General features: G+C 71.8%; 18 protein-coding genes. 9 read left to right on the top strand and 9 right to left on the bottom strand.

Going from position 1 to position 26031, the window contains the following annotated elements; genetic code table 11:
* Positions 1-159: 159 nt before the first annotated feature.
* The 4 genes from rfbA to ASF39_RS04840 all read right to left on the bottom strand — a co-directional run bounded on the left by rfbA (position 160) and on the right by ASF39_RS04840 (position 6665).
* Entirely contained in the window at positions 160-1050 is an 891-nt protein-coding gene (rfbA, locus tag ASF39_RS04855) for a glucose-1-phosphate thymidylyltransferase RfbA (RefSeq protein ID WP_055880548.1), read from the bottom strand.
* Positions 1047-1949 carry a dTDP-4-dehydrorhamnose reductase gene (gene rfbD, locus ASF39_RS04850; protein ID WP_055880544.1) on the bottom strand — a complete coding sequence of 301 codons (903 nt, stop codon included), beginning with the start codon at positions 1947-1949 and terminating at the stop codon, positions 1047-1049. The genes rfbA and rfbD overlap by 4 nt, the downstream gene beginning before the upstream one ends.
* Before the next feature lies 1 nt (position 1950).
* The gene (gene rfbB, locus ASF39_RS04845) at positions 1951-3006 is read right to left on the bottom strand and encodes a dTDP-glucose 4,6-dehydratase (RefSeq protein WP_055881280.1); all 1056 of its coding nucleotides are present in this window, start codon (positions 3004-3006) and stop codon (positions 1951-1953) included.
* 203 nt (positions 3007-3209) lie between these two features.
* The gene (locus ASF39_RS04840; protein WP_056281481.1) at positions 3210-6665 is read right to left on the bottom strand and encodes an SbcC/MukB-like Walker B domain-containing protein; all 3456 of its coding nucleotides are present in this window, start codon (positions 6663-6665) and stop codon (positions 3210-3212) included.
* Positions 6666-6994: 329 nt separating this feature from the next.
* Here ASF39_RS04840 and ASF39_RS21615 point away from each other — a divergent pair, with 329 nt between their 5' ends.
* From ASF39_RS21615 to ASF39_RS04820, 4 genes are read left to right on the top strand one after another with little or no spacing between them, the layout of a single operon-like run.
* Positions 6995-7408, top strand: a complete 414-nt coding sequence (locus tag ASF39_RS21615; protein ID WP_056409510.1) for an FdtA/QdtA family cupin domain-containing protein — start codon at positions 6995-6997, stop codon at positions 7406-7408.
* Entirely contained in the window at positions 7405-8520 is a 1116-nt protein-coding gene (locus ASF39_RS04830) for a DegT/DnrJ/EryC1/StrS family aminotransferase (protein WP_056281477.1), read from the top strand. Before ASF39_RS21615 ends, ASF39_RS04830 begins: the two co-directional genes overlap by 4 nt.
* The gene (locus ASF39_RS04825) at positions 8517-9173 is read left to right on the top strand and encodes an acetyltransferase (protein ID WP_056281475.1); all 657 of its coding nucleotides are present in this window, start codon (positions 8517-8519) and stop codon (positions 9171-9173) included. The genes ASF39_RS04830 and ASF39_RS04825 overlap by 4 nt, the downstream gene beginning before the upstream one ends.
* Entirely contained in the window at positions 9170-11332 is a 2163-nt protein-coding gene (locus tag ASF39_RS04820; protein ID WP_056281473.1) for a glycosyltransferase, read from the top strand. The genes ASF39_RS04825 and ASF39_RS04820 overlap by 4 nt, the downstream gene beginning before the upstream one ends.
* A gap of 6 nt (positions 11333-11338) precedes the next feature.
* Here ASF39_RS04820 and ASF39_RS04815 read toward each other — a convergent pair whose 3' ends face one another.
* Positions 11339-12184: a DUF1206 domain-containing protein gene (locus tag ASF39_RS04815; protein WP_056281471.1), complete on the bottom strand. Its 846-nt coding sequence runs from the start codon at positions 12182-12184 to the stop codon at positions 11339-11341.
* Between the two features lie 97 nt (positions 12185-12281).
* On the bottom strand, positions 12282-12914 hold the full coding sequence (locus ASF39_RS04810) for a DUF4194 domain-containing protein (RefSeq protein WP_055880535.1): 633 nt from the start codon (positions 12912-12914) through the stop codon (positions 12282-12284).
* Positions 12915-13120: 206 nt separating this feature from the next.
* On the opposite strand from ASF39_RS04810, the gene ASF39_RS04805 reads away from it, so the two are divergent.
* Positions 13121-15808, top strand: a complete 2688-nt coding sequence (locus ASF39_RS04805; RefSeq protein ID WP_056281469.1) for a PAS domain-containing protein — start codon at positions 13121-13123, stop codon at positions 15806-15808.
* Between the two features lie 222 nt (positions 15809-16030).
* Positions 16031-16981, top strand: coding sequence for an IS110 family transposase (locus ASF39_RS04800; protein ID WP_056281467.1), 951 nt, complete (start codon positions 16031-16033; stop codon positions 16979-16981).
* 191 nt (positions 16982-17172) lie between these two features.
* On the opposite strand, the gene ASF39_RS04795 is transcribed toward ASF39_RS04800, so the two are convergent.
* The 3 genes from ASF39_RS04795 to ASF39_RS04785 all read right to left on the bottom strand — a co-directional run bounded on the left by ASF39_RS04795 (position 17173) and on the right by ASF39_RS04785 (position 20963).
* Positions 17173-18816 carry an ABC transporter substrate-binding protein gene (locus tag ASF39_RS04795; protein WP_055880528.1) on the bottom strand — a complete coding sequence of 548 codons (1644 nt, stop codon included), beginning with the start codon at positions 18814-18816 and terminating at the stop codon, positions 17173-17175.
* 274 nt (positions 18817-19090) lie between these two features.
* Positions 19091-20488: a Wadjet anti-phage system protein JetA family protein gene (locus ASF39_RS04790; RefSeq protein WP_055880525.1), complete on the bottom strand. Its 1398-nt coding sequence runs from the start codon at positions 20486-20488 to the stop codon at positions 19091-19093.
* A gap of 58 nt (positions 20489-20546) precedes the next feature.
* Positions 20547-20963: a nuclear transport factor 2 family protein gene (locus tag ASF39_RS04785; RefSeq protein ID WP_055880522.1), complete on the bottom strand. Its 417-nt coding sequence runs from the start codon at positions 20961-20963 to the stop codon at positions 20547-20549.
* Between the two features lie 221 nt (positions 20964-21184).
* On the opposite strand from ASF39_RS04785, the gene ASF39_RS04780 reads away from it, so the two are divergent.
* From ASF39_RS04780 to ASF39_RS04770, 3 genes are all read left to right on the top strand, one after another.
* The gene (locus tag ASF39_RS04780) at positions 21185-22432 is read left to right on the top strand and encodes an ABC transporter substrate-binding protein (RefSeq protein ID WP_244472270.1); all 1248 of its coding nucleotides are present in this window, start codon (positions 21185-21187) and stop codon (positions 22430-22432) included.
* A 241-nt stretch (positions 22433-22673) separates the two neighbouring features.
* Positions 22674-23543, top strand: coding sequence for a branched-chain amino acid ABC transporter permease (locus ASF39_RS04775; RefSeq protein WP_055880517.1), 870 nt, complete (start codon positions 22674-22676; stop codon positions 23541-23543).
* A 3-nt stretch (positions 23544-23546) separates the two neighbouring features.
* Positions 23547-26009, top strand: coding sequence for a branched-chain amino acid ABC transporter ATP-binding protein/permease (locus tag ASF39_RS04770; protein ID WP_056281464.1), 2463 nt, complete (start codon positions 23547-23549; stop codon positions 26007-26009).
* Positions 26010-26031 lie beyond the last annotated feature (22 nt).

Genomic DNA, 26031 nt, shown 5'->3' with positions numbered 1-26031 from the left:
CCTGCCGTAGCTTGGCGACGATCTCCTCGGGCTTCGGGTGCTTTGCCATCTTGTCCGTCCTCCAGGCTCAAAAGCCATACCAAAGGGCGGACCACTTCAATGGGGGCTGATCAACGGGTCGGGCGACGCGAAAATCCTCATCGCCTGCCGACCTTCCCCTCAGAGCCCGGCCTGCCCCGGCATCTCCTCGCGGGCGAGCCGGAGCAGGTTCTGCCCGTAGGCGGTCTTGGCGAACAGCTCGCCGCGGGCGACGAGCTGGTCCTTGCCGATGAAGCCCTGGAGGTAGGCGATCTCCTCCAGGCAGGCGACCTGCAGGCCCTGGCGGTGCTGCAGGGTGCGCACGAACTCGGCCGCCTCCAGCAGGCTGTCGTGGGTGCCGGTGTCGAGCCAGGCGTAGCCGCGCGACATCTTCTCGACGTGGAGCTCGCCCTTCTCCAGGTAGGCCTGGTTGACGCTGGTGATCTCGAGCTCGCCCCGCGCCGAGGGCGTCACCGCCGCGGCGATGTCGAGGACCTGGTTGTCGTAGAAGTAGAGGCCCGTCACCGCCCAGGGGCTCTCGGGCTCCTTGGGCTTCTCCACGAGGCGCAGGGGCCGGCCCTCGCGGTCGAGGGTGACGACGCCGTAGGCGGCCGGATTCTCGACGTGGTAGGCGAACACCGTCGCACCGTGCTTGCGCTCGCGCGCCCGCGCCAGCAACTCGCTCATCCCTGAGCCGAAGAACAGGTTGTCGCCCAGCACCAGGGCGACGTCGTCGCTGCCGACGAAGTCGCGCCCGATGACGAAGGCCTGCGCCAGGCCCTCGGGACGCGGCTGCACCGCGTAGGAGAAGCTCAGGCCGAACTGCTCGCCGGTGCCGAACAGGCGCTTGTAGTTGTCGAGGTGCTCCGGGCTCGAGATGATCAGGATCTCGCGGATGCCCGCCAGCATCAGCACCGAGACCGGGTAGTAGATCATCGGCTTGTCGTAGACCGGCAGCAGCTGCTTGTTGATCGACAGCGTCGCCGGATGCAGCCGGGTGCCCGAGCCTCCGGCCAGAACGATCCCCTTCATGGCTGCACTCCTTCTGTCGCCGGCCCCACGAGCCGGTCGAGGATGTCGTCGAGGGCCTGTTCCCAGGGCCGCGGCACGAGGCCGTAGGCCTGCGTCAGGCTGCGTGTGGAGAGCCGCGAGTTGGCGGGCCGCCGGGCCGGAGTCGGGTAGGCGCTGGTGGGGATGCCGGTGACGGGCACCGAGCGGCCGCCGCGCCGGGCGGCGCCGGCCACGATCGCCTGGGCGAAGCCGCACCAGGTGGTGGCGCCCTCGTTGACGCAATGGACCGTGCCGGTGGGGGCGCCCGCGTCGGACGCCAGGCGCAGGGCGATCGCGGCCAGGGCCTGCGCGAGGTCGGCCGCGCTCGTCGGGCAGCCGTGCTGGTCGTCGACGACGCTCAGGGCGTCGCGCTCGGCGGCCAACCTCAGCATGGTCTTGACGAAGTTGCCCCGGTGCGGGCTCACCACCCAGGCCGTGCGCACGATGGCGTGGCGCGGGTTGGCGGTGCGCACCGCCATCTCGCCGGCGGCCTTGCTGGCCCCGTAGACGCTGCGCGGGGCGATGGGCGCATCGGCCTCGTAGGCGCCCGGCGCGCTGCCGTCGAAGACGTAGTCGGTGGAGACCTGCACCAGCGGGATGCCGGTGCGGGCCGTCTCGGCCGCCAGATAGGCGGGCGCCAGCGCGTTCAGGCGCCAGGCCTGCGCGACCTCGCTCTCGGCCTTGTCCACCGCCGTGTAGGCGGCCGTGTTGATCACCGCCGCCCAGGGCGTTCCGGCGATGAGAGCGGCCACCGCCGCCGCGTCGGTGATGTCGAGGGCGTGCCGGTCGGGGGCGTGCAGGCGCACGCCCTCGGGCCAGCGGCCGGCGGCCTGGAGTTCGGTGCCGACCTGCCCGGCCCCGCCGAGGATGAGGACGTCCACCTCAGGCCTTTCCGGACAGGCCGAGGCGTTCGCCGGAATAGCGGCCCTCGCGGATCGGGCGCCACCACGATTCGTTGTCGAGGTACCAGCGCACGGTCTCCTCCAGGGCCTCCTCGAACACCTTGGTGGGGACCCAGCCGACCTCGGCCTCGGACTTGGTGGGGTCGATGGCGTAGCGGCGGTCGTGGCCGGGGCGGTCGGCGACGTAGGTGATCAGCCGCTCGTGCGGGCCGGCCTCCGGGCGCAGCCGGTCGAAGGCGGCGCACAGGCCCTTCACCACCGCGAGGTTGTTGCGCACCGAGCGGCCGCCGAGGAGGTAGGTCTCGCCGAGCGTGCCCTTCTCCAGCACCGCCACGAGGCCGCGGGCGTGGTCCTCCACATGGATCCAGTCGCGCTCGTTGAGCCCGTCGCCGTAGACCGGCAGCGGCTTGCCCTCCAGGGCGTTGAGGATCATCAGCGGGATCAGCTTCTCCGGGAAGTGCCGGGGGCCGTAGTTGTTGGAGCAGTTGGTGACCAGCACCGGCAGCCCGTAGGTCTCGTGCCAGGCGCGGGCCAGATGGTCGGACGCCGCCTTCGACGCCGAATAGGGCGAGCGCGGGTCGTAGCGGCTCTCCTCCGTGAAGAACCCGCCCGGCGGCAGCGAGCCGTAGACCTCGTCGGTGGAGACGTGGAGGAAGCGAAAAGCCTCGCGGTCGGGCCCGGTGAGGCCCTCGTAATGGCCGCGGGCCGCATCGAGCATCACCTGCGTGCCGATGACGTTGGTGCGGATGAAGGCGCCCGGATCGGTGATCGAGCGGTCGACGTGGCTCTCGGCGGCCAGATGCATCACCGCCTGCGGCCGGAACGCGGCGAAGGCGGCGTGCACGGCCGGCGCGTCGCAGATGTCGGCTTCCACGAGGCGATGGCGCGGATCGTCGGCCAACGGCTGCAGCGAGATCGGGTTGGCCGCATAGGTCAGCGCGTCGAGGGTGAGGACGTCGTGGCCGAGGTCTTCCACCAGGTGCAGAACGAGCGCCGAGCCGATGAAGCCGCAGCCGCCGGTCACCAAGATGCGCATGCCATCATCCGTCATTGCTGGTCGCCGCCATCGACCGATTCGGCGACGACGCGAAGCACAACCTTGCCAGCGCCGCCGCCGCCGCCGGGCGGGCGGAGAGGGTTTCTCCGGTCGATCGGCCGGCCGTGTCGGTCGGCTGTACTTGGGGATCGTGGGCGGGGCAACCGCCGATGCCGCGAGAATCCCTCGCGCCGGGCGCCGGCCTATTCGGCGGCATCGCTCGTCATGACAGAGGCTTGCGGGCTCCGGCGCTCCGGATTGATGGCGGCGAGCGCCCGCTTGGCCGCCTCCAGCGGATGCTCGGATTCGATGCGCACGGAGGTGAGGTCGGGGTTCTTGTAGACCGTGACGATGGTGTCCATCACCTCGGTCAGCGTGGTGCGCTTGTCCTCGGGCGCGGCGATCAGCAGTTGCAGGCCCCAGGCCTGGTAGAGGTCGACCAGAGCCTGGGAATTGCGCACGTCGAGCTTCGAGAATGCTTCGTCGAGGAGGCACAGGCCCAGGCCCGGGTTCTCGTCGCCGGGGCGGTCTCCGGGGTAGTAGGCCGAGGCGAGGGAGGCGGCGATGGCCACGTAGAACGGCGCCTGCGCCTCTCCGCCCGAGCCACGCAGGGCCCGGTTCGACATGGTGGTGCGGTTGCCCGCGGCATCGCGCATGCCGATCTCGTAGACGAAGTAGTTGCGGTAGTCGGCCAGCCGCGCCGCGCTCTCCTCGCCGGCGATCAGCGCCGAGATCTCGGCGATGGCCGCCGAGAGCGGCCCGTCCGCCGGCGCCCCCGCCTCGGGCAGGATCGCCTGGGCGGCGTCGGGCGAGCGGGCGACCTCGGTGGCCAGCGCATGGACGGCCGCGTAGCGCCGGTCCACCGCCGCCTCGAAGGCGTAGGTCTGGCCGGTGAAGCTCTGGGTCGAGAGCCGTTCGTTCAGGGCGTCGAGGCGGGTGCGGACCCGCTCGAACTTGTCGGCGAGCCGGGTCAGAAGGTCTTCCGTCATCAGCCGGCGCATCTCGCCCTCGGCGCGCAGCGCCTGGTCGCGGTAGCGGCGCAGCTCGTGCCCGGCGACCTCGTCGTGGGCGCGCACGACCCAGGCGTAGCCGAAGGAGGCCGGCACGTCGCCGCGCCCGAGCGGATTCTCGAGCCGCCACTGGGCGCAGTATTCGGCCAGATCCCGCTCGGCGGCGCGCCCCTGCGTGCGGGCGGTCTCGGCCCCCTCGCGGGCGGCCTGGCGGGCGGCGTTGGCCAGAGCGGCCAGGTCCTTCGCGTCGAGCCCGGCCGCATCCGCCCGCGCCCTGGCCACCGCCGCCGGATCGAACCCGTCCGGACGCACGAGGCGGATGCGCACCCTGTCGCCGCCGCTCCAGCGGGCGTGGGCGCTACGACGGGCGGCCAGCGCTGCCCGGGCCGCCTCGCGGGAGGCCGTCACCTTCGCCTTCAGCCCGGCCTCCTCGCCCAGCAGCGCGTCGCGCTTGGGCTCGAGCACCTGCACCAGTTCGGTGAGATAGGCCGAGCGCTCGGCCTGCAGGTCGCGAATCTCGGCCTCCAGGGCGCCGGTGTCGGCCTTCTCCACCGCCTCGCGCTCGGTGGTGAGGCTGCGCCGCCGGCCCTCGATGGTATCGGCCTCCTCGCGCAGGGCGGCGACGTCGAGATCGGCCTCGCCGAGGCGTTTTCCCAGCACGGTGGCGCTGCGGGCGGCCTCGCGCAGCACGTCGGCCTGCGAGCGCAGGCGCCGGGCCTCCGCCACCGCCTGTTCCAGCGCCTGCCGGCCCTCGGCGGTGGGCCCCCGGCTGCCGCGGGTCATCATCAATTGCACCGGGCGCACCACCGAATAGGCCATGCCCGAGGTCGAGCGCCCGCTCGGCGCCACAGCCCGGCTCATCCGCGACAGGGCCGCATCGTCGGGGGCGAGGTCGTAGCCCCCCAGCCGGGCGGCGAGGAAGGCCATGGCATGGGGATCGTCCGATGCGATCAGCGAGAGCGGGCCGACGTCGTCGCGCCCGCCCCGGCGCCGGGCGGTGTCTGTGGTCTTGACCAGAAGGCAGCGGTAGAACTGGCTCTTGCGCGCCTCCAGGTGAGCGAAGGCCTGGGCGAGGCGGTCGGGCTGCACCACCAGGGCCTCGCGGGCGCCGCCCAGCAGGCCCTCCAGGGCCGGGCCCCAGGCCGGATCGACGATCTCGGCGAGTTCGCACACCGGCACCGCCTCGATGCCCAGGCGCGCGAGTTCGTCGCGAAAGCCGGCGGTGTCCGAGGACAGCCGCCCCGCGCTGGTGCGACCGCCGGAAAAGGCGGCCGAGAGGCTCTGAACCTGCGTCTCCTCGGCACGGGCGCGCAGGGCCATGTCCTCGGCGGCCCGGTCGAGGGGCGTGGCGATGTCGGGCAGGGCGGAGAGGTCGGCGACGAGGCGCGCCAGCGGCCCGTCCGGGCGCAGGCTCTCGTCGGGGGGCGCGTCCCGGCGCAGCCCCGAGCGGGCGCAGGCCTCCACCACCCGCGCCGCCTGCGGGTCGATCCGGCGGATCTCGGGAAGGATCGCGGCGAGCTTGCCCGCCTCGAGCACCAGGCCGACGAGGTCGCCCACCCGGGTCCCGAGGTCGCGCCGGTCGCGCGCCAGCATGGACAGGCCGGCATCGGTGGCGGCGAGCCTGCCCTGCGCGGCGGTGCCCGCCGCCAGCGCCTTCTTGGCGGCGATCTCCCCGTCGATGTCGCGCACGAAGCCCTGGCTGGCGGCGACGCTCTCGCGGGCGATGCGCAGGCGCTCGGCGACCTCGCCGAGGCGGGCCCTCGCCGCGCTCCAGTCGAGGAGCCGCCGGCGCAGGTCGGCCCCGGCGGCGCGCACCTCGTCGAGGGCGGCCGACAGGCTCGCCTCCGCCCAGGTCTCGTAGCGGGTGAGCAGGCGGCGCAGATGCGAGAGCCGCCGCTCCAGCTCCTCGATGGTCTCGAGGAGCCGACGCCAGTTCTCCACCGACTGGCGGATGCGGGCGACGTCCAGCGGCTCGGGCTCGAGCACGAAGGAGCGCACGAAGGCGCTGGAATCGAAGATCGGCTTGAAGGCGACGGCGTTCGAGAAGGTGCGCAGGAAGTGGCGCGGCTCGGGCGCCGGGGCGCCCTCGCGCAGGAGGGCGAGCACCTGCGCCGTGAAGCGCTCGCCCGAGGAGCGGAATTCCTCGAAGCGCCGCGACACAAGGCGCAGGTCCTTGGCGATCTCGGGCCAGGGGGCGACGAAGCTGCCCTCCGGCGTCTCGCGAACGTAGTCGGCGATCTCGAACCGGTGCCCTTCCGCGACGAAGCGCGACAGGGTGGTCTCGCGGCTGTCCTCGGCGCGGGCGGCCAGCGCCAGCCCCACCGAAACGACCCGGCCGGTGGCGGCGTTCTCGAACACCAGGACGATCAGGGTCTCGCAGGCCTCGCGGGTGGGGCGCCCGCCCTCGGCCGGGTCGCTGATCCAGCCCAGGCAATAGTCGCGCACCGTGCGTGCGCTGCGCCCCGAGGCGGACGCGTTGAGCGCCAGCCGGCTGGCGTTGTTGCCGGCCAGCACCGTGCCGACCGCGTCGAAGATCGTCGACTTGCCCGCCCCCGTCGGCCCGACCAAGGCGGTCGCGCCCCGGATCCGGATCTGCTCGCGCCGGATCAGGTACCAGTTGGAGAGGACGATGTCGGTGAGGCGATACACTCCGAGGGGCCCGGCGATCCGTGAGGGGTGGCCGTCCAGTTGCCCCGACTCGCGCGGCCGGCGCAAGCGATGGGGCCGGCATGGCAGGGGATCGCTGGGCAGGGGATCACGGGGGCTGGGTCCGGAGGCCATGCACGGGACGCGGCACGGCGTTGCCTGGCACCCCTCCAACCCAGCCTGGCACCCCTCCGGCCCAGCCTGGGACGACGCCTCCCATCGGTGTCGCCGGGAGCATTCGGCAACGATGTTTCCGAATAATCCCGAGTTTGCATTTTAAAACATCGGATTATACGGTGACGAGAAAGCAAACGTCATCGGAACGAGAAGTCATGCGCCTTATCAATGGCGTCGAATTCATTGACCAGCGTGTCAATCGTGACATGCGCGGCGACCTGCTGGCCTTCGAACACTTCAGCAACGTTCCGTTTCCGATGGAACGGGTGTTCGTCATGAAGGTCTCGTCGTCGGAGGTGACCCGCGGCGGCCACGCGAATTCCTGCGACGAGCTGATCGTGGCCTTGACCGGGTCGGTGGAGATCCACGTCGACAACGGCGACGAGCGGACCGCCATCGGCCTCGACGGCTACGACCGGGCCCTGTGGATCAAGCCGGGGATCCTGATCCACCTGCGCGACTTCCGTCCTGGCACCCTCCTCCTGGTATGCGCCTCGGCCCGCTACGGCGAGACCCGCCACTACGACGGAGCCCAGCCGCATCTCTTCATGGCCGATTGCCTCGCATGATCCCGCAGGCGGCCCCGCCGCGCCGCATCGCCCGCTTCCGACCCGAGATCGACGCCGCGGTGTCGGCTGTCCTGAGCGGACCCGACTACATCCTCGGTGCGGCGGTGGACGCCTTCGAGACGGCTTTCGCGCGCTACTGCGGCCGTGGCCACGGCATCGGCGTCGCCTCGGGCACGGATGCCCTGGCGCTGACGCTGCGCGCCCTCGGCATCGGCCCGGGCGACGAGGTGATCCTGCCGGCCCTCACCTTCGCCGGGAGCGCACAGGCGATCCTGCAGTGCGGGGCCCTGCCCCGCTTCGTCGAGGTCGATGCCGCCAGCCGCTGCATCGATCCGGCCGCGGTGGCGGATGCGGTGACGGCCCGCACGACCGCGATCATGCCGGTGCACCTGTTCGGGTATCCGGCCGACATGCCCGCCCTCATGGCCATCGCCGGCCGGCACGGGCTGGCGGTGGTGGAGGATTGCGCCCAGTCGCACGGGGCCACCCTGGAGGGTCGCCGCCTGGGCACCTTCGGGCACGCGGCGGCCTATTCGTTCTATCCCACCAAGAACCTCGGCTGCGTCGGGGACGGCGGCGCGGTGGTCACCGACGATGCGGCCCTGGCCGGCCGGGTCCGCTCGCTGCGCGCCTACGGCTTTTCGCCCGGGGGTCGCGTGAGCCAGACCCTCGGCTTCAACGCCCGGCTCGACGAGATCCACGCGGCGATCCTGCTGGCGCTCTTGCCCCATTGCGATGCCGGCAACGCCGAGCGCCGGGCTATCGCGGCGCGCTACCGGGCGGGTCTGGCGGCCTGTCCGTCCATCGTCCTGCCGCCGGAGGCGGAGGGCTGCGTCCACCACCAGTTCGCCATCGCGCATCCCGACCGCGACCGGCTGAAGGAGCATCTGGCCGGCGCCGGCATCGGCACCGCGGTGCATTACGCGCCCGGCCTGCACCGGCACCCCGCCTTCGCCGGGGGCGCGGCCCACCCCCTGCCGATCACCGAGAGGCTGAGCGACACCCTCCTGAGTCTGCCGATCCAGCCAGAAGTGATCGGTGACGTCGCCGATGAGGTCGCCGAGCGGATCGCGCAGGCGGTCCTGACCTTCGCCGAGGCGGGCCCGCGATGACCGGGATCCTGCTGTTCGGCACCGGCTCTCCGATCCTGGTCGACGTCGAGGAGAGCCTGCATCGCGCGGGCATCCCCATCGTCGCCGGTGTCCGCAACCGGCCGGGCGCCTGCCACCTGGGGGAGGGGGTGCGCCCCCTCGATGTCGCCGACCTCGACGAAACCCTGCGCGCGATTGCGTTCGTGGTGCCGCTGTTCACCCCCGCCCACCGGCAGGCCGGGGCGCGGGAGGCGGGGGCGGCCGGGCTCGTCACGCCGTTCACGCTGGTCGATCCCACCGTCGCGACGCCCCGCCGGATCGCGATCGGGCCGGGCACCTACGTCAATGCCGGCTGCTCGCTGGGCGCCCGTTCGGCGTTCGGCGCCCACGTCTTCATCAACCGCGGGGCCAGCATCGGCCATCACGCCCGCTTCGGGGACTTCGTCTCCATCGGCCCCGGCGTCGTCGTGGCCGGCCATGTCACCATCGGGCGCGGCGCGGTCGTGGGGGCGGGCGCCACGATCCTGCCCGAACTGACCATCGGCGAGAACGCCGTCGTGGGCGGCGGCGCGGTGGTGACCCGCGACGTCCCGCCGGGCGCCCTGGTGCTCGGCAACCCCGCCCGCATCGTCCGGCGGGACATCGGCGGCTACAAGGGACTGCCCGTCACGTGAAGCTCCCCGTCGTCCACCTCTACACCGTATGCTGGGACGAGGCCGACATGCTCGGCTTCTTCTTCCGCCACTACGATCCCTTCGTCGATCGCTACGTGATCTACGACGACGGCTCCACCGACGGTTCGCGCGAGATCCTGGCGGCGCATCCGAAGGTGGAGCTGCGCAGCTTTGCCCGGGTCGAGGCCGAGTCCTTCGTCCTGTCGCACAAGGCCATGCAGGACGAGGCCTGGAAGGAGAGCCGCGGCCGGGCCGACTGGGTGATCGTCACCGCCATCGACGAGCATCTCCATCTGCGCGGGCGGGGCATGGCCGACTACCTCGCCGAGCAGCGGGAGCGCGGCGTCACCCTGATCCCGGCGCTCGGCTTCGACATGAACGCCGAGGCGATGCCCGACGACGCCGGCCTGCTGGTGGAGCGCGTCACCCGCGGCCGGCCGCGGGCCGCGTTCAACAAGCTCAGCGTGTTCGACCCCGGCGCCCTGCACGAGACCGGCTTCGGGCCGGGCCGGCACGCGGCCGAGCCCGTGGGCGCCCTCCACCTGCCCGCCCGCGACGACCTGATGCTCTGGCACTACAAGCACCTCGGCTTCGACCGGAACGCGACGCGGGAGGCGACGCAGGCCCTGCGTCTCGGCAAGGTCGACCTCGCCGAGGGCTACGGCCAACACTACCGCTGGACCCGGGAGCGGCTGCGCGGGTTCTGGGACGAGATGGAGGCCGGGTCCACCGACCTCTCGGGGCCGGACATGGTCCCCGACGAGGCCTGCGTCCGCCCGCTGTGGTGGGAGGCGGCGGAGGGGATCGCGCGGGTCGCGGCGGCGCCTCTCCCGCCGGCCGTCCCGGCGACCCTGGACGCCGCGCCCACGGTCTCTGTCCTGATCAAGGCCTACAACCACGCGCCCTACGTGCGCCAGACCATCGAGAGCGTGCTCGCCCAGCCGTTCCAGGACTTCGAGATCGTCGTCACCGACGACGGCTCCACCGACGACACCCTGGCGATCCTCCAGGCGTTCGACGATCCCCGCATCCGCCTGGAGGCGCACCCGCGCAACCTCGGCATCTCGGCGGCGATGAACGCCACCATCGCCCGCGCCCGCGGACGCTACCTCGCGATCCTGAACTCCGACGACTGGGCCCTGCCCGGACGGCTCGCCCGCCAGGTCGCCTTCCTCGAGGCGAACCCTCAGGTCTCCCTGGTGTTCGGCCAGCCCCGCCCCGTCGGCGAGGACGGGCTGCCGGCCGCGCCGTTCAACGATTTCACCGTGCCGCTGCGGTTTCCCGATTTTTCGCGCCGGACCTGGCTGCGGCAGTTCTTCTTCGAGGGCAACTGCCTGTGCGCCCCCACCGCCATGATCCGGCGCGAGGCCTACGAGGCCGCCGGCGCCTACGACCCGCGCTTCGTCAATCTGCAGGACCTCGACATGTGGATCCGCATGCTGATCGCGGGCCACGGCATCCACGTCCTTTCCGAGCCCCTGAGCGCGTTCCGCATCCGCGACAACAACGCCAACACCAGCGCTCCCACGGTGGAGGCGATGCTGCGCTTGCAATGCGAGATCACTCGGATCCTCGACCGGTTCGCGAGCATCGACGAAGACCTGTTCCGAGAGGTGTTCGGCGAGGAGGGCGGACCCGCCACCGACCCGGTCGCCCTGCGGGTCGCCGCGATCGCACAACGGCAGCCCCACACCTACATGCAGCGCTTTGCCCTCGACACCCTCTATACTCATGCCCGCACCCCGGACGAGATCGACCGGCTGCGCGTCTGGTCGGGCACCCTCGACGTCTACAACCTGCGCACCCTCCAGCACCTCGAGCGGGAGATCCACGGCCGGGACCACGCCGTGGCACAGCTGACGCAGACGGTGGCGGAGAAAGACCTCCGCTACGATCGGGAGGTCGCCGACCTGACGGCGGCGGTGACGGACGCCGAGCGGCGGGCCGCCGCCCTGGCCGAGACCGACGCGCGGCGCCGGGCCGACGCCGAAGACCTGGAGGCCCGCCTGCAGGAGGCGGATGCCGCCATGGCCGACTTGCGGACACGACTGGAGGCGGCCCTGGCCTCGCGCCTGCGCATGCGCGAATCGCTGTCGTGGCGCTCCACCGCGTTCCTGCGCTGGATCGGGCGCACGCGGCGGGCGCTCAGGGCCCGCTGACGCGCCTCACCGCCCCGGCAGCGAGGACGCCGCGCTCTTCAGGGCGGCCTTTCCGTCGGCCATGTCGGGGGCGTCGATGCGGCGGTAGCGGGCCTGGACGAAGCTGAACAGGCCGAAGGCGAACAGGCCGGCCGCGGTCAGCCCGAGGAGCACCCATCCGAACGGCTGGCTGCGGAGGAAGACGAGGGATTCGCCCAGGCCCTTCACCTCCGAGGAGCGGCTGTGGACGGCGGCCAGGACGAGGAAGCCGCCGATGAGCGCGAACACCACCCCGCGCGCGGCAAAGCCCAGCCGGCCGAGGGGGACCGCCCAGGACCCGGCGCCCGCCGGCAGGGCGAGGTGCTTGACGACGTCGCCCGACCAGCCCTTGCGCAGGAAGCCGAGGCCGATGCCGATCACCACGAGGCCGACGATCCCGGTGAGCCACTGCCCGAACGGCTGGCCGAGCAGCCAGGCGGTCCAATCCTGCGCGGCTTCGTTGTCCCGGCTCGACAGGGCGAGGCCGAGGGCGAGCTGCCCGGCGCTGAGCGCCAGCGCCGCGTTGGTCAGCCCGCTGACGACATGGGCGGCGCGCACCGCCAGACCCTTGCCCGAGCGCCCGTGGCGATCGGCGTCCGTGGCGGCCTCGACGATCCGCCAGACGGCGAAGCACAGCAGGCCCAGGGCGACGAGCCCGAGCCAGATCCGCCCGAACGGCTGCGTCAGCAGGGCGGTCAGGGCCGACTTGCTGCCCCCGGTCTGGCCGCCGGTGCCGACGGCGGCGAGGACGGCGAGCCCGCCGACGAGGCAGTAGACCGCCCCGCGGGCGCCGTACCCGAGCCGGGCGATGTGTTCGAGCGTCGGCGCGTCCATGCGAAACAACGAGGCTCTCCGGCAGGTGCGGCCGGAGGCGATCGCCGAGCCGGCTAAGGCCACGGGAAACGACCCAGGGCGTTCGGCCGTTCCCCCGTCACCCTTCGTCTTCACCGCGCGAGGCCCAGGCCCGGACCTGGTCCATCCAGGCGTCGGGCGAGAGCACCGCGATGCCCGGCAGCACCATCAGGGGCGTGATCCGCTCCGCCTTGTCGCGTTCGCCCAGGCGCAGCGCGCCCTTGCGGGCGAACAGGCGCAGGATCTCCGTGAGCCGCGTCTCCTCGGGCGGATCGCTGCGGGCGGCGGTGCGGATCGACTCGGCGATGTCGTCGGTGGTGCATTCGACCACCCCCTCGGTGGTGACGCGGTGGTCGCGCAAGCCCTCCTCGTAGGCGAGGCGCAGGGCCAGCAGCACCAGGGTCTCGTCCTTGCGCAGGCGCTCGGCCTGGCCGTCGTGGCGGACCCCGTCGGTCGGAACCCGCAGGAACACCATCTGGTCGCGGTGCGAGACCTCAAAGCCGTAGCCGAGGCAGGAGAAGTAGCTCTGGAAGAACGGCGCGTAGTGCCGGGCGATCTCGTAGGAGCGGCCGATGCCCGGCGTGCCGGCATAGACGCACTGGCTCTTGAGCAGCACCTGCAGGGCGCGGGTGAGTTCGGTCTCGTCGGGCGCGCGGGCCCCGGGGGGAGGGGGCTCGTCGCCGTCGACGATGGCGCGGAAGGCTTCAAGCATGGCGGACCGGCTGGCGTTCGGATCGCCTTCCTCCTAGCACGGGCCGGCGGGCCGTCCTCCCCGATGACAAGCCGGGAACATGTCCCGCAAAAACCCGATTCCCAGAACGTCCCGCTCGCGAAGAACCTCGTCCGGGACCCGATCGCCCGCGGCGCGTGGCCGGGCGCGGTGAAAAACGATCCTTTGTCGGGTATACCGCCGGTCGCATGGACGAGACCTCGAAGGACCACACGACCGAGCCGTCGATCCCGCGGGACTCCGTCGAGCAGCTCTTGCGCGACGAGACCCGGATCGGCGCCGAGATCGCCGGCACCGACGGCGGCTTCGATCCGTTCCCCGCGGCCGTGCGCGCCACGCGCATGCCGATGGTCATCACCAACCCGCGCCTGCCCGACAATCCGATCGTCTTCGTCAACGAGGCGTTCTGCCGTCTCACCGGCTACGACCGCGAGGAGATCCTGGGCCGCAACTGCCGGTTCCTGCAGGGGGGCGAGACCGATCCCGACGACGTGGCCCGCCTGCGGGAGGCGCTGGCGGTGCCGCGGGCCGTCGAGATGGACATCCGCAACTACCGCAAGGACGGCACCCCGTTCTGGAACCGGCTCCTGCTGGCGCCGGTCACCGACGCGGCCGGGGCGCTGGCGTATTTCTTCGCCAGCCAGCTCGACGTCACCCTCGACCGGGACCGCCTCTGCGCCCTCGAGACCCAGAACGCGATCCTGGCGGCGGAACGGCAGGCCAGCCGGGAGCGCCTGGCCTTCAGCGAGGTCTCGCACCAGCTCGCGGTGGCGGCGGCCGAGATCGGCACCTGGGACCTCGACCTCTCCACCGGCGTCCTGACCTGGTCGGACCGCACCAAGGCGATGTTCGGCATCTCGCCGGACGTGCCCTGCTCCATGGACGACTTCTACGGCGGCCTGCACGCGGAGGACCGGGACGCGACCGTCGCCGCCTTCGCCTCGGCCCTCGATCCGCTGCAGCGGGCGACCTACGACGTCGAGTACCGCACGGTCGGCAAGGAGGACGGCCTCGTGCGCTGGGTCGCGGCCAAGGGCCGGGGCCTGTTCGACGAGGGCGGCCGCTGCCTGCGGGCGCTGGGCACCGCCATCGACATCACCCGCCGGCGGCAGGCGGACGAGGCGTTGCGCGCCAACGAGGCCCGCCTGCGCTTCCTCGACGACCTGGGGGTGGCCACCGCCAAGAGCGTGGACGCCGACGCCATCCTGGCCACCACCACGCGGATGGTGGCCGAGCACCTGTCCCTGTCGAACTGCGCCTACGCGGACATGGACCCGGACGAGGACGGCTTCACCATCCGCGGCGACTGGGCCGCACCCGGCTCCCCCAGCATCGTCGGCCACTACAGCCTGGCCGCCTTCGGCAGGCGCGCGGTGCGCGACCTCGGTGCCGGCGAACCGCTGATCGTCAACGACAACCTGGCGGAGCTGGCGCCGGAGGAGGCCGCGACCTTCCAGGCGATCGGCATCGCCGCCACGATCTGCATGCCGCTGATCAAGGACGGCCGCCTGACCGCCCTGATGGCGATCCACGACCGGGTCCCCCGCACCTGGACCGCGCACGACCTGACCCTCGTCCGCGAGGTCACGGAACGCTGCTGGGCCCATATCGAACGGGTCAGGGCGGATGCGGCGGTGCGCGAGGCGGTGGATGCGCTCGCCGCCCTCAACGCGACCCTCGAGGAGCAGGTGGCGGCCCGCACCGGCGACCTGATGGCGGCCGAGGAGGCCCTGCGCCAGGCCCAGAAGATGGAGGCAGTGGGCCAACTCACCGGCGGCCTCGCCCACGACTTCAACAATCTGCTGGCCGGCATCTCGGGTGCGCTCGAACTGATGCAGACCCGGATGCAGCAGGGCCGCTTCAACGACGTCGAACGCTACATGGCCGCGGCGCAGGGGGCCTCGAAGCGCGCCGCCGCGCTGACCCACCGGCTGCTCGCGTTCTCCCGCCGCCAGACCCTCGACCCGAAGCCCACCGACGTGAACCGCCTCGTGGCGGACATGCGCGAGCTGATCCAGCGCACGGTGGGGCCGGCGATCCCGATCGACGTCGCCGCCGCCGCCGGGATCTGGCCGGCCCTGGTCGACCCCTCGCAGCTCGAGAACGCGCTCCTGAACCTGTGCATCAACGCCCGCGACGCGATGCCGGAGGGCGGCCGCATCACGGTGGAGACCGCCAACACCCGGTTCGACGCGCAGGCGGCGCGCGGGCACGACATGCCGCCGGGGCAGTACCTGTGCCTGAGCGTCACCGACACCGGCATCGGCATGCCGCCGGAGGTGGTGGAGCGAGTGTTCGAGCCGTTCTTCACGACCAAGCCGATCGGGCAGGGCACGGGCCTCGGGCTCAGCATGATCTACGGGTTCGCCCAGCAGTCGGGCGGGGAGGTCCGCATCACGTCGGAGGTCGGCAAGGGTACGACGGTCTGCATCTACCTGCCGCGGCACGAGGGCGAGATCGCGCCGGAGGAGGCCCCCACCGACATCGCCCGGCTGCCGCGCTCGGTCCAGGGCGAGACGGTGCTGGTGGTGGACGACGAATCCACCGTGCGCATGCTGATCGCCGACGTCCTAGCGGACCTCGGCTACACCGCCATCGAGGCGTCCGACAGCGCGGCGGGCCTCAGGGTGCTGGAGTCGGACGTGCGCATCGACCTGCTCATCACCGACGTGGGCCTGCCCGGCGGCATGAACGGACGCCAGATGGCGGATGCCGCGCGCGCGCGCCGGCCGGCCCTGAAGGTGCTGTTCATCACCGGCTACGCCGAGAACGCCGCTGTCGGCAACGGCTCGCTCGCCCCCGGCATGGCGGTGCTGACCAAGCCCTTCGCCATCGAGACCATGGCCGCCCGCATCCGCTCGATGATCGGGACGTAGGCCGTCCCGTCATCCCATTTCCTGTACCTGAGGGCTGGCCGTGGTTTGATGCGGCTTGGGCGTCCGGCGATCTGACGATTTCCAGGTCTGTCGGGATGAGATGTGCTTTGCCATCGTGGCGCGACCGTCGATCGGCGCGATCCCGGACGCCCTGTGTGCGTACTCCGAACAGTCGGGTGGGCTCCGCTCCGGCGGGCGCCCGCGTACAGGACAGGATCCGCCATGCTCAGCCTCGTACCGGTGGCCGGCGTCGATGTCGGCAAGCATTTCCTCGATCTCGGGTTCCACCCCGCCGCCAAGCCGCTCCGGTGTGAGAACACCCCGGCCGGCATCGAAAGCCTGATCGACGCTTTGCGCCAGCGTGGCGTGCTGCGCGTCGCCCTGGAGGCGATCGGTCCCTATGCCCAGCCCCTGGTGATGGCGCTGGCGGAGGCCGGTTTCACGGTCGCCCTGGTCGATCCGCGCCGGGTCCGAGCGTTCCGCACGGCCGAAGGACTGATCGCCAAGACCGACCGGCTGGACGCCGCGCTCATCGCGCGCTTTGCTCATCGCATGCCCGAGCATCTGCACCCTGCGCCCACGCCCGATCAGGTCCGGCTCAAGGCGCTCTCGACCCGCCGCCGCCAGATCACCGAACTGATCGCCATGGAGAAGACGCGCCTGGCCCAGGCCCTCGATCCTCTGGTGGCCGACAGCCACCGGGCGGTGATCGAGGCCCTGGAGGGCGCCTGCGCCGCCATCGAGGCGGAGCTCGATCAGCGCATCGCCGACGATCCGGTCCTCGCCCGCAAGCGCGCCATCCTCACCTCGATCCCCGGCATCGGCCGGCGCATCGCCACCGTGCTGATCACCGACATGCCCGAACTCGGCAGGCTCGACCGCAAGGCGGCGGCCAGCCTGGCCGGCATGGCCCCCCATCCCACCCAGAGCGGGGCCCATCCCGGACGCCATGCCATCGCGGGCGGTCGACCCTGCCTCAGAACCGCGTTCTACATGGCCGGCATGGTCGCGGCCCGAACGTGCCCGACCTTCAAGACGCCCTACAAAGCGATGCGAGAGGCGGGCAAACCCGCCAAGGTCGCCATCGTCGCCACCGGCCGACGCCTCGTCGTCCTCGCCAACGCCCTCGTCAAGGACGACAAAACCTTCGCCGAAAGCGACCTCATGGCTTGACCGACAATACAGTCGCCGGTTGATCACGTCGTGATGCGGACATGGGCTTCGCTCAGGCGCCGCGCGGGCTCGGTGATACGGGTCCCGCTTGATTCGAGCGGAAACCGTATCACCCGGCAATCCGAGGCAAGCGGGCGGCGGATCGGCAAGGACCTCGCCGACGACGCGACGGCGTCGGCGGGAGCGCGCCCTCACGACAGGGTGGTGAGGTCCTGGAACCAGTGCTGGGCCTGGGTGTAGCCCTTCACCTTCGGGGACAGGGCGTGGGGATTGGTGTCGTGGACGACCCAGACCTGCACCGCGTCGTCGACCACGATCTCGTGGATACGCGCCAGCATCGCGTCCTGCTCCTTGGGGTCGAGACTCTGCTTGACCTTGTCGCACAGCGCGTCGACCTCCGGGTTGCGGTAGTGGCTCCAGTTCACGCCGTTGGGGGAGATCTGCTTCGAATCGTAGAAGCGGATGATGGCGTAGAGCGGGTCGGAGGTGACGTAGGCGACGTTGCTGGCGGTGATGCCCTTCAGGCTCGGATCGGCCGCACCCTGGCGCCAGGCGGTGTAGGCGACCTCCTGCTCGACGGTGCGGAACTCCACCGCGATGCCGATCTCGGCCCAGCTCTGCTGGATGAACTCGTTGATGGGCAGGGACAGCATCTGCCCGGTTCCGCCGGTGGGGATGATGAACTTGGCCTTAAGCGGGTTCTGGGCCGAGTAGCCGGCGTCCTTCATCAGCTTGCGGGCGGCGTCGATGTCGGTGCCGACCTTGAAGGTCGGCTTGCCGAACCACGGGCTCGAGCGCTGCACCTGGCCCTCGGCCGGGGTGGCGAGCCCGCCCATCAGGGTGGCCACGCCCTCGCGGTCGATGGCGAGGTTGGCCGCCTTGCGCAGGCGCAGGTCGCGCCACGGGCTGCCTTCGACCATCGACAGGTGGTAGTTCCAGACGTGGGGCGTGTCGTTGCCGACGATGCGCATGCCCGCGGCCTTGAGGCGGGGCACCGAATCGGGGGCGGGCAGTTCGATGAGGTCGACGCTGCCGCTGAGCAGCGAGTTCACCCGCGACAGGTCCTCGGGCAGGCAGCTCAGGATGAGCCGCGCGAGCTTCGGCGCGCGCTTGGGGTTCCAGTAGGCCTCGTTGGGCACGAGCTCGGCCCGCACCCGCGGGGTCAGGCCGGCGAGCTTGTAGGGGCCGGTGCCCGAGGGCTCGAAGGCGAACTTCGCCCAGTCGCGGCCGACCTTCTCGTACTGGGCCGGCGACGACACCAGGAACCACAGCATCTGGTAGGGAAACAGCGAATCGGCCGCCTTGGTCGTCACCTGGATCGTGGAGGCGTCGAGCTTCCTGTAGCTGGCCACCGAGGGCAGGCGCGGGCGCACCTGCGCCGCTTGGCGCTGGTCGAAATGCGGGGCGTCCTTGTTGAGGACCTTGTCGAAGTTCCAGATCACCGCATCGGCGTCGAGGAGCGAGCCGTCGTGGAATTTCACGCCTTCGCGGATCTTGAAGACCCAGTTCTTGCGGTCGGCCGGGTCGCTCTCCCAGGAGGTGGCCAGACCCGGCACCAGCTTTCCGGGGCGGTCGGAGACGTCCATCTCCCAGGCCACCAGCGGATCGTAGAGGGTGAAGCCCGTGAACTGGTAACCGCCCGCACCCCGGTCCGGCTGCCCGGTGGTGAGCGGCAGGTCGCTCATCGAGATACCGTAGTTGAGGGTGCCGGCGGGAGCCCCGGCAGGGGTGCCGGTCGTCGTCTGCGCGAAGGAGCGCGACGCACCGGGACCGAGGGCGGCCAGCGCCGCCGCGCCGCCGATCAGACCGCGGCGGGTGAGTGACAGGGGATCCATGACCGGCTTCCCATTCGTTTCATGTGAAACACCCCGCCGGGGGCGAGGATGTATGCACTTCACTGGAGAGAATATTATTTTCTGTAAAGTGGAAACAATGGGCGCCCTCTGACCTGAATTGGGCAGATTGCATACAGTTTACGCAACGCCGTCGAACGAATCGGTTGGGCGAGACAGGGGGCGGTGCCCGACCGTCCAAAGCCGACAGCGGGACCCGCGACCCGCCTTCCTCCCCGCGAGGGGGAGGGGGATGCGCCCCCCGCTGGGCCTCGCCTCAGCGCTCCCGCACCACCCGCAGCCCGGTCCGTTCCAGCAGGAAATCCGGGCAGTCGAGCCAGCCGTTGGAGACACGGCCCTCCAGGCGCGACAGGCGGTAGCGCTGGCCGAGCGCGCCGTCGAACAGCACGTCGAGCTCGCGCAGGCGCTGGAACACCACGAAGGCGTCGACGTCGGTCACCCGGATCTGCGAGCCGCGGATCGCCGTCGATCGGCCGAGCTGGCCCTCGACGAAGGCGATCATCCGTTCGGGCGTCACCGCCACCCGCTGGCGGAAGGCGTCCTTGGCGGCGATGAAGGCCTCCACCGCGGGATCGAGCCAGATCTCGGGCAGCGGCTCGGCCAGGATCGGGCGGCGGGCGTTGCGCGGCCGGTAGAGGTGGGGCTCGCCCACCGGCGGGTGCAGCAGCGAGACCTGAGCCATCGGCGGCGGATCGGGCGGGGTGCCCGTCGCTCCCACCGCCCGCAGGGCGGCGGCGACCCGCTCGATCCGGTCGGAATCGCGGTGGTCGAGGTAGCGCAGGGCCGCCGCGATCCGCCGTTCGAGCCGGGCGACCACCGCGTCCACCGCATCGAGATGCCGGTCGAGCCCCTCGAAGACCGCCAGGATCTCGGCCAGGTCGCCGCGCACGGTCCGTTCGGCGCTTCCCAGGTCCGGGGCGCGGCCCTCGCGCAGGCCGGCCTCGGCCAGGGCGCGGATGGTGAGGGCGTCGCGCAGGGCCCGGGCCGCCTCGCGCACGATGCCGGAGCGGAAGCGGAACGGGTTCAGGCGGGTGTGGAGGGTGCGGTAGTCGCTGACCAGGTGGCGGGCGACGAACTCCTCGAAGTAGAGCCGGAAGGCGGCGCGCTGGTCGTCCTCGCGCAGGATGCGCTCCTCGACCTTGCGCATGGCCCCGGCCAGGCTGCGCAGGTGGCCGAGGAAGGCGCGCGACGCCTTGGCGGCGTTGACCAGCGCCTCCGACCGGTCGGCCGGGTTGGCGATGGCGCTCTCCAGGCTGCCGAGCACCTCCAGCACCGCGCCGCCGTAGGAGCGGGTCTCGCCCCTGTCGAGCCGGGCCAGCTCCTCGATGAGGAGGCGGGCCTCGGGGTCGAACTCCACCACCGGCACGTAGCGCTCGCGCCGCTCCGTCAGCCAGCCGGCATCGAGCAGGCGCCGGTAGATCGCCGAGCGGCGCTCGACCGGGTCCGCCGGGGTGGTCTCGTCGTCGGCGATCTCGCCCTGGCTGAAGGCCTCGGCGAAATCGCCGATCTCGGTGAGGAGTTCGCCCTTGCGCAGGGGGTCGGCGACGTCGGCGAAGACGCGGGTGTGCAGGTGCAGCAGCAGGGCCGCGTTGAAGGCCCGGCTCGGGGAGGCCAGCGGCCGGAACAGGTCGTCGGAGAGGCGGGTGAACAGCATGGGTCCAGCGCAGGACAGACGGCCGGGCCGGCGTTTGTCAACGCCGCGGGCTCCCCCTTCAGGCGGTGATCCCGTGCTTCGTGAGCAGGCGCTCGGCGCTGTCGTTCCAGACCTCCATGGTCACGATCACCCCGTCGCGCACGGTGAAGCGGTCGACGTAGCGGTTGCCCTCGAAGGGGGTGCCGTCGGGCCAGGCGCCGTAGAGGGTGCCGAGGCTGTAGACCGTGGTGACGCCGTCGCCCGGCACCACGTCGAGGCGTTCCATGCGCTTCTTCACCCAGGCGTAGCGGCCGGCGTTGAAGGCGGTGACCTCGCGCGGGTGGTGGAACAGCCGGGCGCCGGTGAAGGTGATCGGGATGCCCGGCGCCATGTAGCCCGCCGCCCGCTCGGGGTCGGGCACCATCGAGGCTTCGAGGTAGGCGGTGACGACGGCCGCGTCGCGCTGCGTCGTGTCGGTGGCTGGTCCGGTCGTCATGGATGGGGTCTCCTCGAGAGGGCGGCAGGATCGGGTCCGGCGGCAGGATTGCGCGAATCGCGCCGAAGTGTATGCATCAAGTGCATGCAGTTTGGCGCCGATCTGGGCAGCGAGGCGTCATCGAACCGAGATTCGCCTGACTCTGCAAGGCGTCAGCCCATGCGACGTGCATGGCACGGCCGTTGCGCAAAGGCCCGTAACCCTCAGCCGGAGACGACGCCATGAACGCCCAGGCCATGAAACCTCAGGCTCTGAAAACTCAGGCTCCGAACGCCCGGGCTCCGAAGGCCGAAGGACGCCGCTCGCCGACACGCCGGCTGGCCCTGGGGACGGTGGCCCTGATCGGGCTGGGTCTGGCCTCGGGCGTCCACGCGGCCGAGACCCTCAAGATCGGCCTCGTCACGGCGCTGAGCGGCCAGTCGGCCAAGTCCGGCGAGGCGATCTCGCGGGGCATCGGGCTGGCCATCGACGAGATCAACGCCGCCGGCGGCGTGCTCGGCCAGCCCCTCGAACTCGTCGCCCGCGACGACGAGGCCAACCCCTCGAAGGGCGTGCTCGCCGCGCGCGAGCTCGTCCAGCGGGTCGGGGTCGTGGCGCTGGTGGGCGGCCTCGACACGCCGGTGTCGATGGCCATCGTCCCCATCGCCAACCAGATGAAGGTGCCTTTCCTCGGCCCCTGGGCGGCGGGCACCGGCATCACCCGCAACGGGGCCGCCGACAACTACGCCTTCCGGGTCTCGGCGGTGGATGCGCTGGTGGACGAGGCGCTGGTGGCCTACGCGGTCAAGACCTACGGCGCCAAGAAGCCGGGCATGATCCTCGTCAACAACGCCTGGGGCGAGTCCAACGAGAAGGGCCTGACCGCCGCCCTGAAGGGCGCGAACCTGCCCGCGGCCGGCATCGAGAAGTTCGAGGCCTCCGACGTCGACATGGTGCCCCAGCTCACCCGGCTGAAGGAGGCCGGCGCCGACGCCCTGTTCATGGTCGGCAACGTCGGCCCCTCGGCGCAGGTCGTCAAATCCCTCGACCGGATGGGCTGGAGCGTGCCGGTGGTCTCGCACTGGGGCCCTGCCGGCGGGCGCTTCGACGAACTGGCCGGCCCGAGTGCCGCCAAGGTCCACTTCATCCAGACCTTCACCTTTGCCGGCAACGCGTCTCCCAAGGCGACCGCGGTGCTGACCGCCCTCAAGGCGAAGTACCCGGCGATCAAGTCGATGGCCGACGTCACCCCGGCGGTGGGCATCGCCAACGCCTACGACGCCACCCACCTCCTGGCGCTGGCCATCAAGGCGGCGGGCTCCGCCAAGGGACCGGAGGTGCGCGACGGCTTCTACAAGGTCGCCACCTATCCCGGCCTGATCAAGACCTACGAAAAACCCTTCGCCCCCGGCCAGCACGACGCGCTCGGGCCGCAGGACTACGTCTTCACCCGGTTCCAGAACGGCGAGATCGTCGCGGTGGGCAACTGAAGGGAGGGGGCGGGCTGCCGGTGGTCCCGTCGCAACCCGATTCCGAGGGCGCAACTTCGTTCGTGCGCCGCGACGGGCTCCCTCTCCCAGGGGGAGAGCGCAGGGGTGAGGGGAGTGACCGTTCCGGAGGGGGCACGCCCCTCAACCTGTCCTTCTCCCCCTGGGAGAAGGGACCCGCGCCCGATCCGGCGTCTCCTGCGGTCCGACGTCCGGCCCCCGCCAACCCGAAAGGCTCCACCCCATGCTGACCGGAACCCTCGTCAGCGGCCTCGGCCTCGGCAGCATGTACGGGCTGATCGCGCTCGGGTTCCACGTCACCTACGTGGTGTCGGGCACCGTCAACTTCGCACAAGGGAGTGCTGTGACCCTGGGCGCGGTGCTCGGCTACGCCCTCGGCGTCACCCTCGGCTGGCCGATGCCGCTGGCCGTGCTCCTGGCGCTCGCCGGCTGCGCGCTGCTCGGCCTCGTGGTGGAACGCCTCCTGGTGCGGCCCTTCGTCGAGCGGGCGTCCGACTCCTGGCTGCTGGCCACCGTGGCCGGCGGCATCGTCCTCGACAACGCCATCCTGTTCACCTTCGGCAAGGAGCCGCGCAGCCTGCCCTCCGTGCTGGCCACCAGGCCCGTGGAGATCCTCGGCACCGGCCTCTATCCCCTGCAGCTCGTCATCCCCGTGGTCGGCCTCGGCGTCGCCTTCGCCATCCGGACGGTGTTCCGGCGGACCGACCTCGGCCGCGTCCTGCTGGCGGTGGCCCAGAACGCCGACGCCGCCCGGCTGATGGGGATCGACGTGCGCCGCACCGTGGCCTGCGCCTATGCCCTCTCGGCGCTGCTCGCCGGGGTGGCGGGCTTGCTGATCGCGCCGCTGTTCTCGGTCTCGGCCGAGATGGGCACCCTGTTCGGCATCAAGGCCTTCGCGGTGGCGATCCTGGGGGGCATCGGCTCGGCCACCGGCGTGGTGCTGGCCGGCCTCCTCTATGGTCTCGCCGAGGCGCTCGTCACCGCCACCCTCGGCTCGACCTACACCCAGATCGTCGTGTTCTCGGTGATCATCCTGGCGCTCGCCCTGCGGCCGGACGGCCTGCTCGGTCGCGCCGCCGTCAACAAGGTCTGAGCGATGCTGCGTTCGCCTCTCGCGATGCCGCTGGCCATCGCCGGCCTTACCCTGGCCGGCCTCGCCCTGGTGATGGTCAGTTCCGGCTACGCGCATTTCGTGATCGCCCTCGTCGCGCTCACGGCCATCGCCGGCACCGGCCTCAACGTGCTCCTCGGCCTGACCGGGCTGATGTCGTTCGGCCACGCCGGGTTCTACGCCATCGGCGCCTACGCCAGCGCGATCCTGACGCTGGCCGGGGTGAGCTTCTGGCTGGCGCTTCCGGCCGCCGCGCTGATCGGGGCCGGCATCGGCGGGCTGCTCGCGATCCCGGCGATGCGGGTGAAGGGGCCGTACCTGGCCATGGTCACCATCGCCTTCGGCTTCATCGTCGAGCACGGGCTGATCGAGGGCGGGGCGCTCACCGGCGGCCAGAACGGCCTCGTCGTCACCGGCGGCCCGACGCTGTTCGGCCACGCGTTCCTGGAGCGCGAGCTGGCGCTCCTCTCGGTCCTCGGAGCGGGTGGCGCCCTCTACGGCTTTCACCGCCTGGCGCTGAGCCGCCTCGGCCGTGCCATGCGGGCGGTGCGCGACGCCGATGTCGCCGCCGCCTCCCTCGGGTTCGACCCGGTGCGGGTCAAGACCCTGGCCTTCGCGATCTCGGCGGCGCTGACGGCGCTGGCCGGCGCGGTGCTGCCGCCCCTGATGCTGTTCATCGCGCCGAGCTCGTTCCCGTTCTCGCAGTCGATCCTGTTCGTCCTCTCGGTGGTGGTGGGCGGGGCCGGCACGGTGCTGGGGCCGCTGGTGGGCGCCCTCGTGACCGTGCTGCTGCCGGAACTGCTGGCGGGGCTCGCCGAATACCGGCTCCTGTTCTTCGGCCTCGCCACCCTGGTGGTGCTGTGGCTGGTGCCCTCGGGGCTGATCGGGACTTTGGCGCGGCTGTTGCCCAAGCCCGCCCCCGAGCCGCCCCGGCCCTCGCCCGACGTGACGCGCCTGCTCTACCGGCGTGGCGGCGAGCCCCTGGTGATCGAGGGCATCGGCATCGCCTTCGGCGGCATCCGCGCGGCCGAGGGCGTCTCGGTGACGGCCGCCCCCGGCGCCGTCACCAGCCTCATCGGCCCCAACGGTGCGGGCAAGACCACCGTGCTCAACATGGTCTCGGGCTTCTACCGGCCGGACGCCGGCGCCATACGCCTCGCCGGCGCGGATCTCGCCGGTGCGCCCGCCCATGCCATCGCCAGGGCCGGCATCGCCCGCACCTACCAGACCACCCGCCTGTTCGGCTCGCTCAGCGTCCTCGACAACGTCGTCCTCGCCCTCGATCCGGGCCGGCTCTGGCGCTGGCCCCGCGCCGGCGACGCCAGGGACGCCGCCGCCCTCCTCGACTTTGCCGGCTACGAAGGCCGCCTCGACCGGCCGGCCGGGGAACTCCCGCACGTCGACCGTCGCCTCGTGGAGATCGCGCGGGCGCTGGCCGGCCGCCCCCGCGTGCTGCTCCTCGACGAGCCCGCCGCCGGCCTCACCCGGGCCGACACCGACGCGCTCGGCGGCCTCCTGCGCCGCATCGCCGGCTGCGGCATCGCCGTGGTGCTGGTCGAGCACGACATGCCGCTGGTGATGAGCGTCTCCGACCACGTCCTCGTCATGGACGCCGGCCGGCCCATCGCCGCGGGCACGCCCGCCGCCGTCCGCACCGATCCGGCCGTGCTGCGCGCCTACCTCGGCGGGGCCGACACGCCGGCGAGGCCCCGCGAGACACCCTGGCGCGGGCCGGCCGACGCGGTGCTGTTCGCGCAGGGGCTCACCGCCGGCTACGGCGCCGCGCCGGTCCTCGACGCCCTCGCCCTGGAGGTGCGCCCCGGCGAGACGGTGGCGCTGCTGGGCGCCAACGGGGCCGGCAAGTCCACCGCCATGCGCTCCCTCGCGGGCCTGCTGCGCCCGGTCACCGGCACCATCCTGCTCGACGACGTCGCCATCGCGGCGCTGCCGGCCCACCGCATCGCCCGGCTCGGCCTCGCCCTGGTGCCCGAGGGCCGGCAGGTGTTTCCCGAACTCACCGTCATCGAGAACATGCGCCTGGGCGCCCACGGCCGGGCCGAGGCCCTCGACCCCGCCGAGATCGAGGCCCTGCTCGACCGCTTCCCGCGCCTGCGCGAGCGCGCCGGCAGCCGGGCCGGCCTCCTCTCGGGGGGTGAGCAGCAGATGCTCGCCATCGCCCGCGGGCTGATGGCCAAACCCCGCATCCTCCTCCTCGACGAGCCGTCCCTCGGCCTCGCCCCGGCGATGATCAACGCCCTCTACGCCGTGGTGGCGGAGCTGCGCGACCAGGGCGTCACCATCCTCATCGTCGACCAGATGGCGGCCCTGGCGCTCACCGTGGCCGACCGCGGCTACGTGCTCGAACAGGGCCGCGTCGTCACCGCCGGCTCGGCCGCCGAGCTCGCCGCCGACAAGGCCCTGGAAGCGGCCTACCTCGGCGCCGCCTGATCTCTCCACCCCTCACGAAGAC

This window comes from Methylobacterium sp. Leaf108 (assembly GCF_001423265.1).
GTDB lineage: Bacteria > Pseudomonadota > Alphaproteobacteria > Rhizobiales > Beijerinckiaceae > Methylobacterium.
Note: the sequence above shows the minus strand (reverse complement) of the source record. Positions and strands in the feature narration are given on the sequence as shown.

Bases quoted from the DNA above. Each gene is read 5' to 3' on its own strand.
- ASF39_RS04775 (WP_055880517.1), top strand. From the start codon at position 22,674: ATGCTGACCGGAACCCTCGTCAGCGGCCTCGGCCTCGGCAGCATGTAC.
- ASF39_RS04805 (WP_056281469.1), top strand. From the start codon at position 13,121: ATGGACGAGACCTCGAAGGACCACACGACCGAGCCGTCGATCCCGCGG.
- ASF39_RS04830 (WP_056281477.1), top strand. From the start codon at position 7,405: ATGATCCCGCAGGCGGCCCCGCCGCGCCGCATCGCCCGCTTCCGACCC.
- ASF39_RS04800 (WP_056281467.1), top strand. From the start codon at position 16,031: ATGCTCAGCCTCGTACCGGTGGCCGGCGTCGATGTCGGCAAGCATTTC.
- ASF39_RS04795 (WP_055880528.1), bottom strand. From the start codon at position 18,816: ATGGATCCCCTGTCACTCACCCGCCGCGGTCTGATCGGCGGCGCGGCG.
- ASF39_RS04810 (WP_055880535.1), bottom strand. From the start codon at position 12,914: ATGCTTGAAGCCTTCCGCGCCATCGTCGACGGCGACGAGCCCCCTCCC.
- ASF39_RS04785 (WP_055880522.1), bottom strand. From the start codon at position 20,963: ATGACGACCGGACCAGCCACCGACACGACGCAGCGCGACGCGGCCGTC.
- ASF39_RS04825 (WP_056281475.1), top strand. From the start codon at position 8,517: ATGACCGGGATCCTGCTGTTCGGCACCGGCTCTCCGATCCTGGTCGAC.
- ASF39_RS04815 (WP_056281471.1), bottom strand. From the start codon at position 12,184: ATGGACGCGCCGACGCTCGAACACATCGCCCGGCTCGGGTACGGCGCC.
- rfbB (WP_055881280.1), bottom strand. From the start codon at position 3,006: ATGCGCATCTTGGTGACCGGCGGCTGCGGCTTCATCGGCTCGGCGCTC.
- ASF39_RS04790 (WP_055880525.1), bottom strand. From the start codon at position 20,488: ATGCTGTTCACCCGCCTCTCCGACGACCTGTTCCGGCCGCTGGCCTCC.
- ASF39_RS04780 (WP_244472270.1), top strand. From the start codon at position 21,185: ATGAACGCCCAGGCCATGAAACCTCAGGCTCTGAAAACTCAGGCTCCG.
- ASF39_RS04770 (WP_056281464.1), top strand. From the start codon at position 23,547: ATGCTGCGTTCGCCTCTCGCGATGCCGCTGGCCATCGCCGGCCTTACC.
- rfbA (WP_055880548.1), bottom strand. From the start codon at position 1,050: ATGAAGGGGATCGTTCTGGCCGGAGGCTCGGGCACCCGGCTGCATCCG.
- ASF39_RS21615 (WP_056409510.1), top strand. From the start codon at position 6,995: ATGCGCCTTATCAATGGCGTCGAATTCATTGACCAGCGTGTCAATCGT.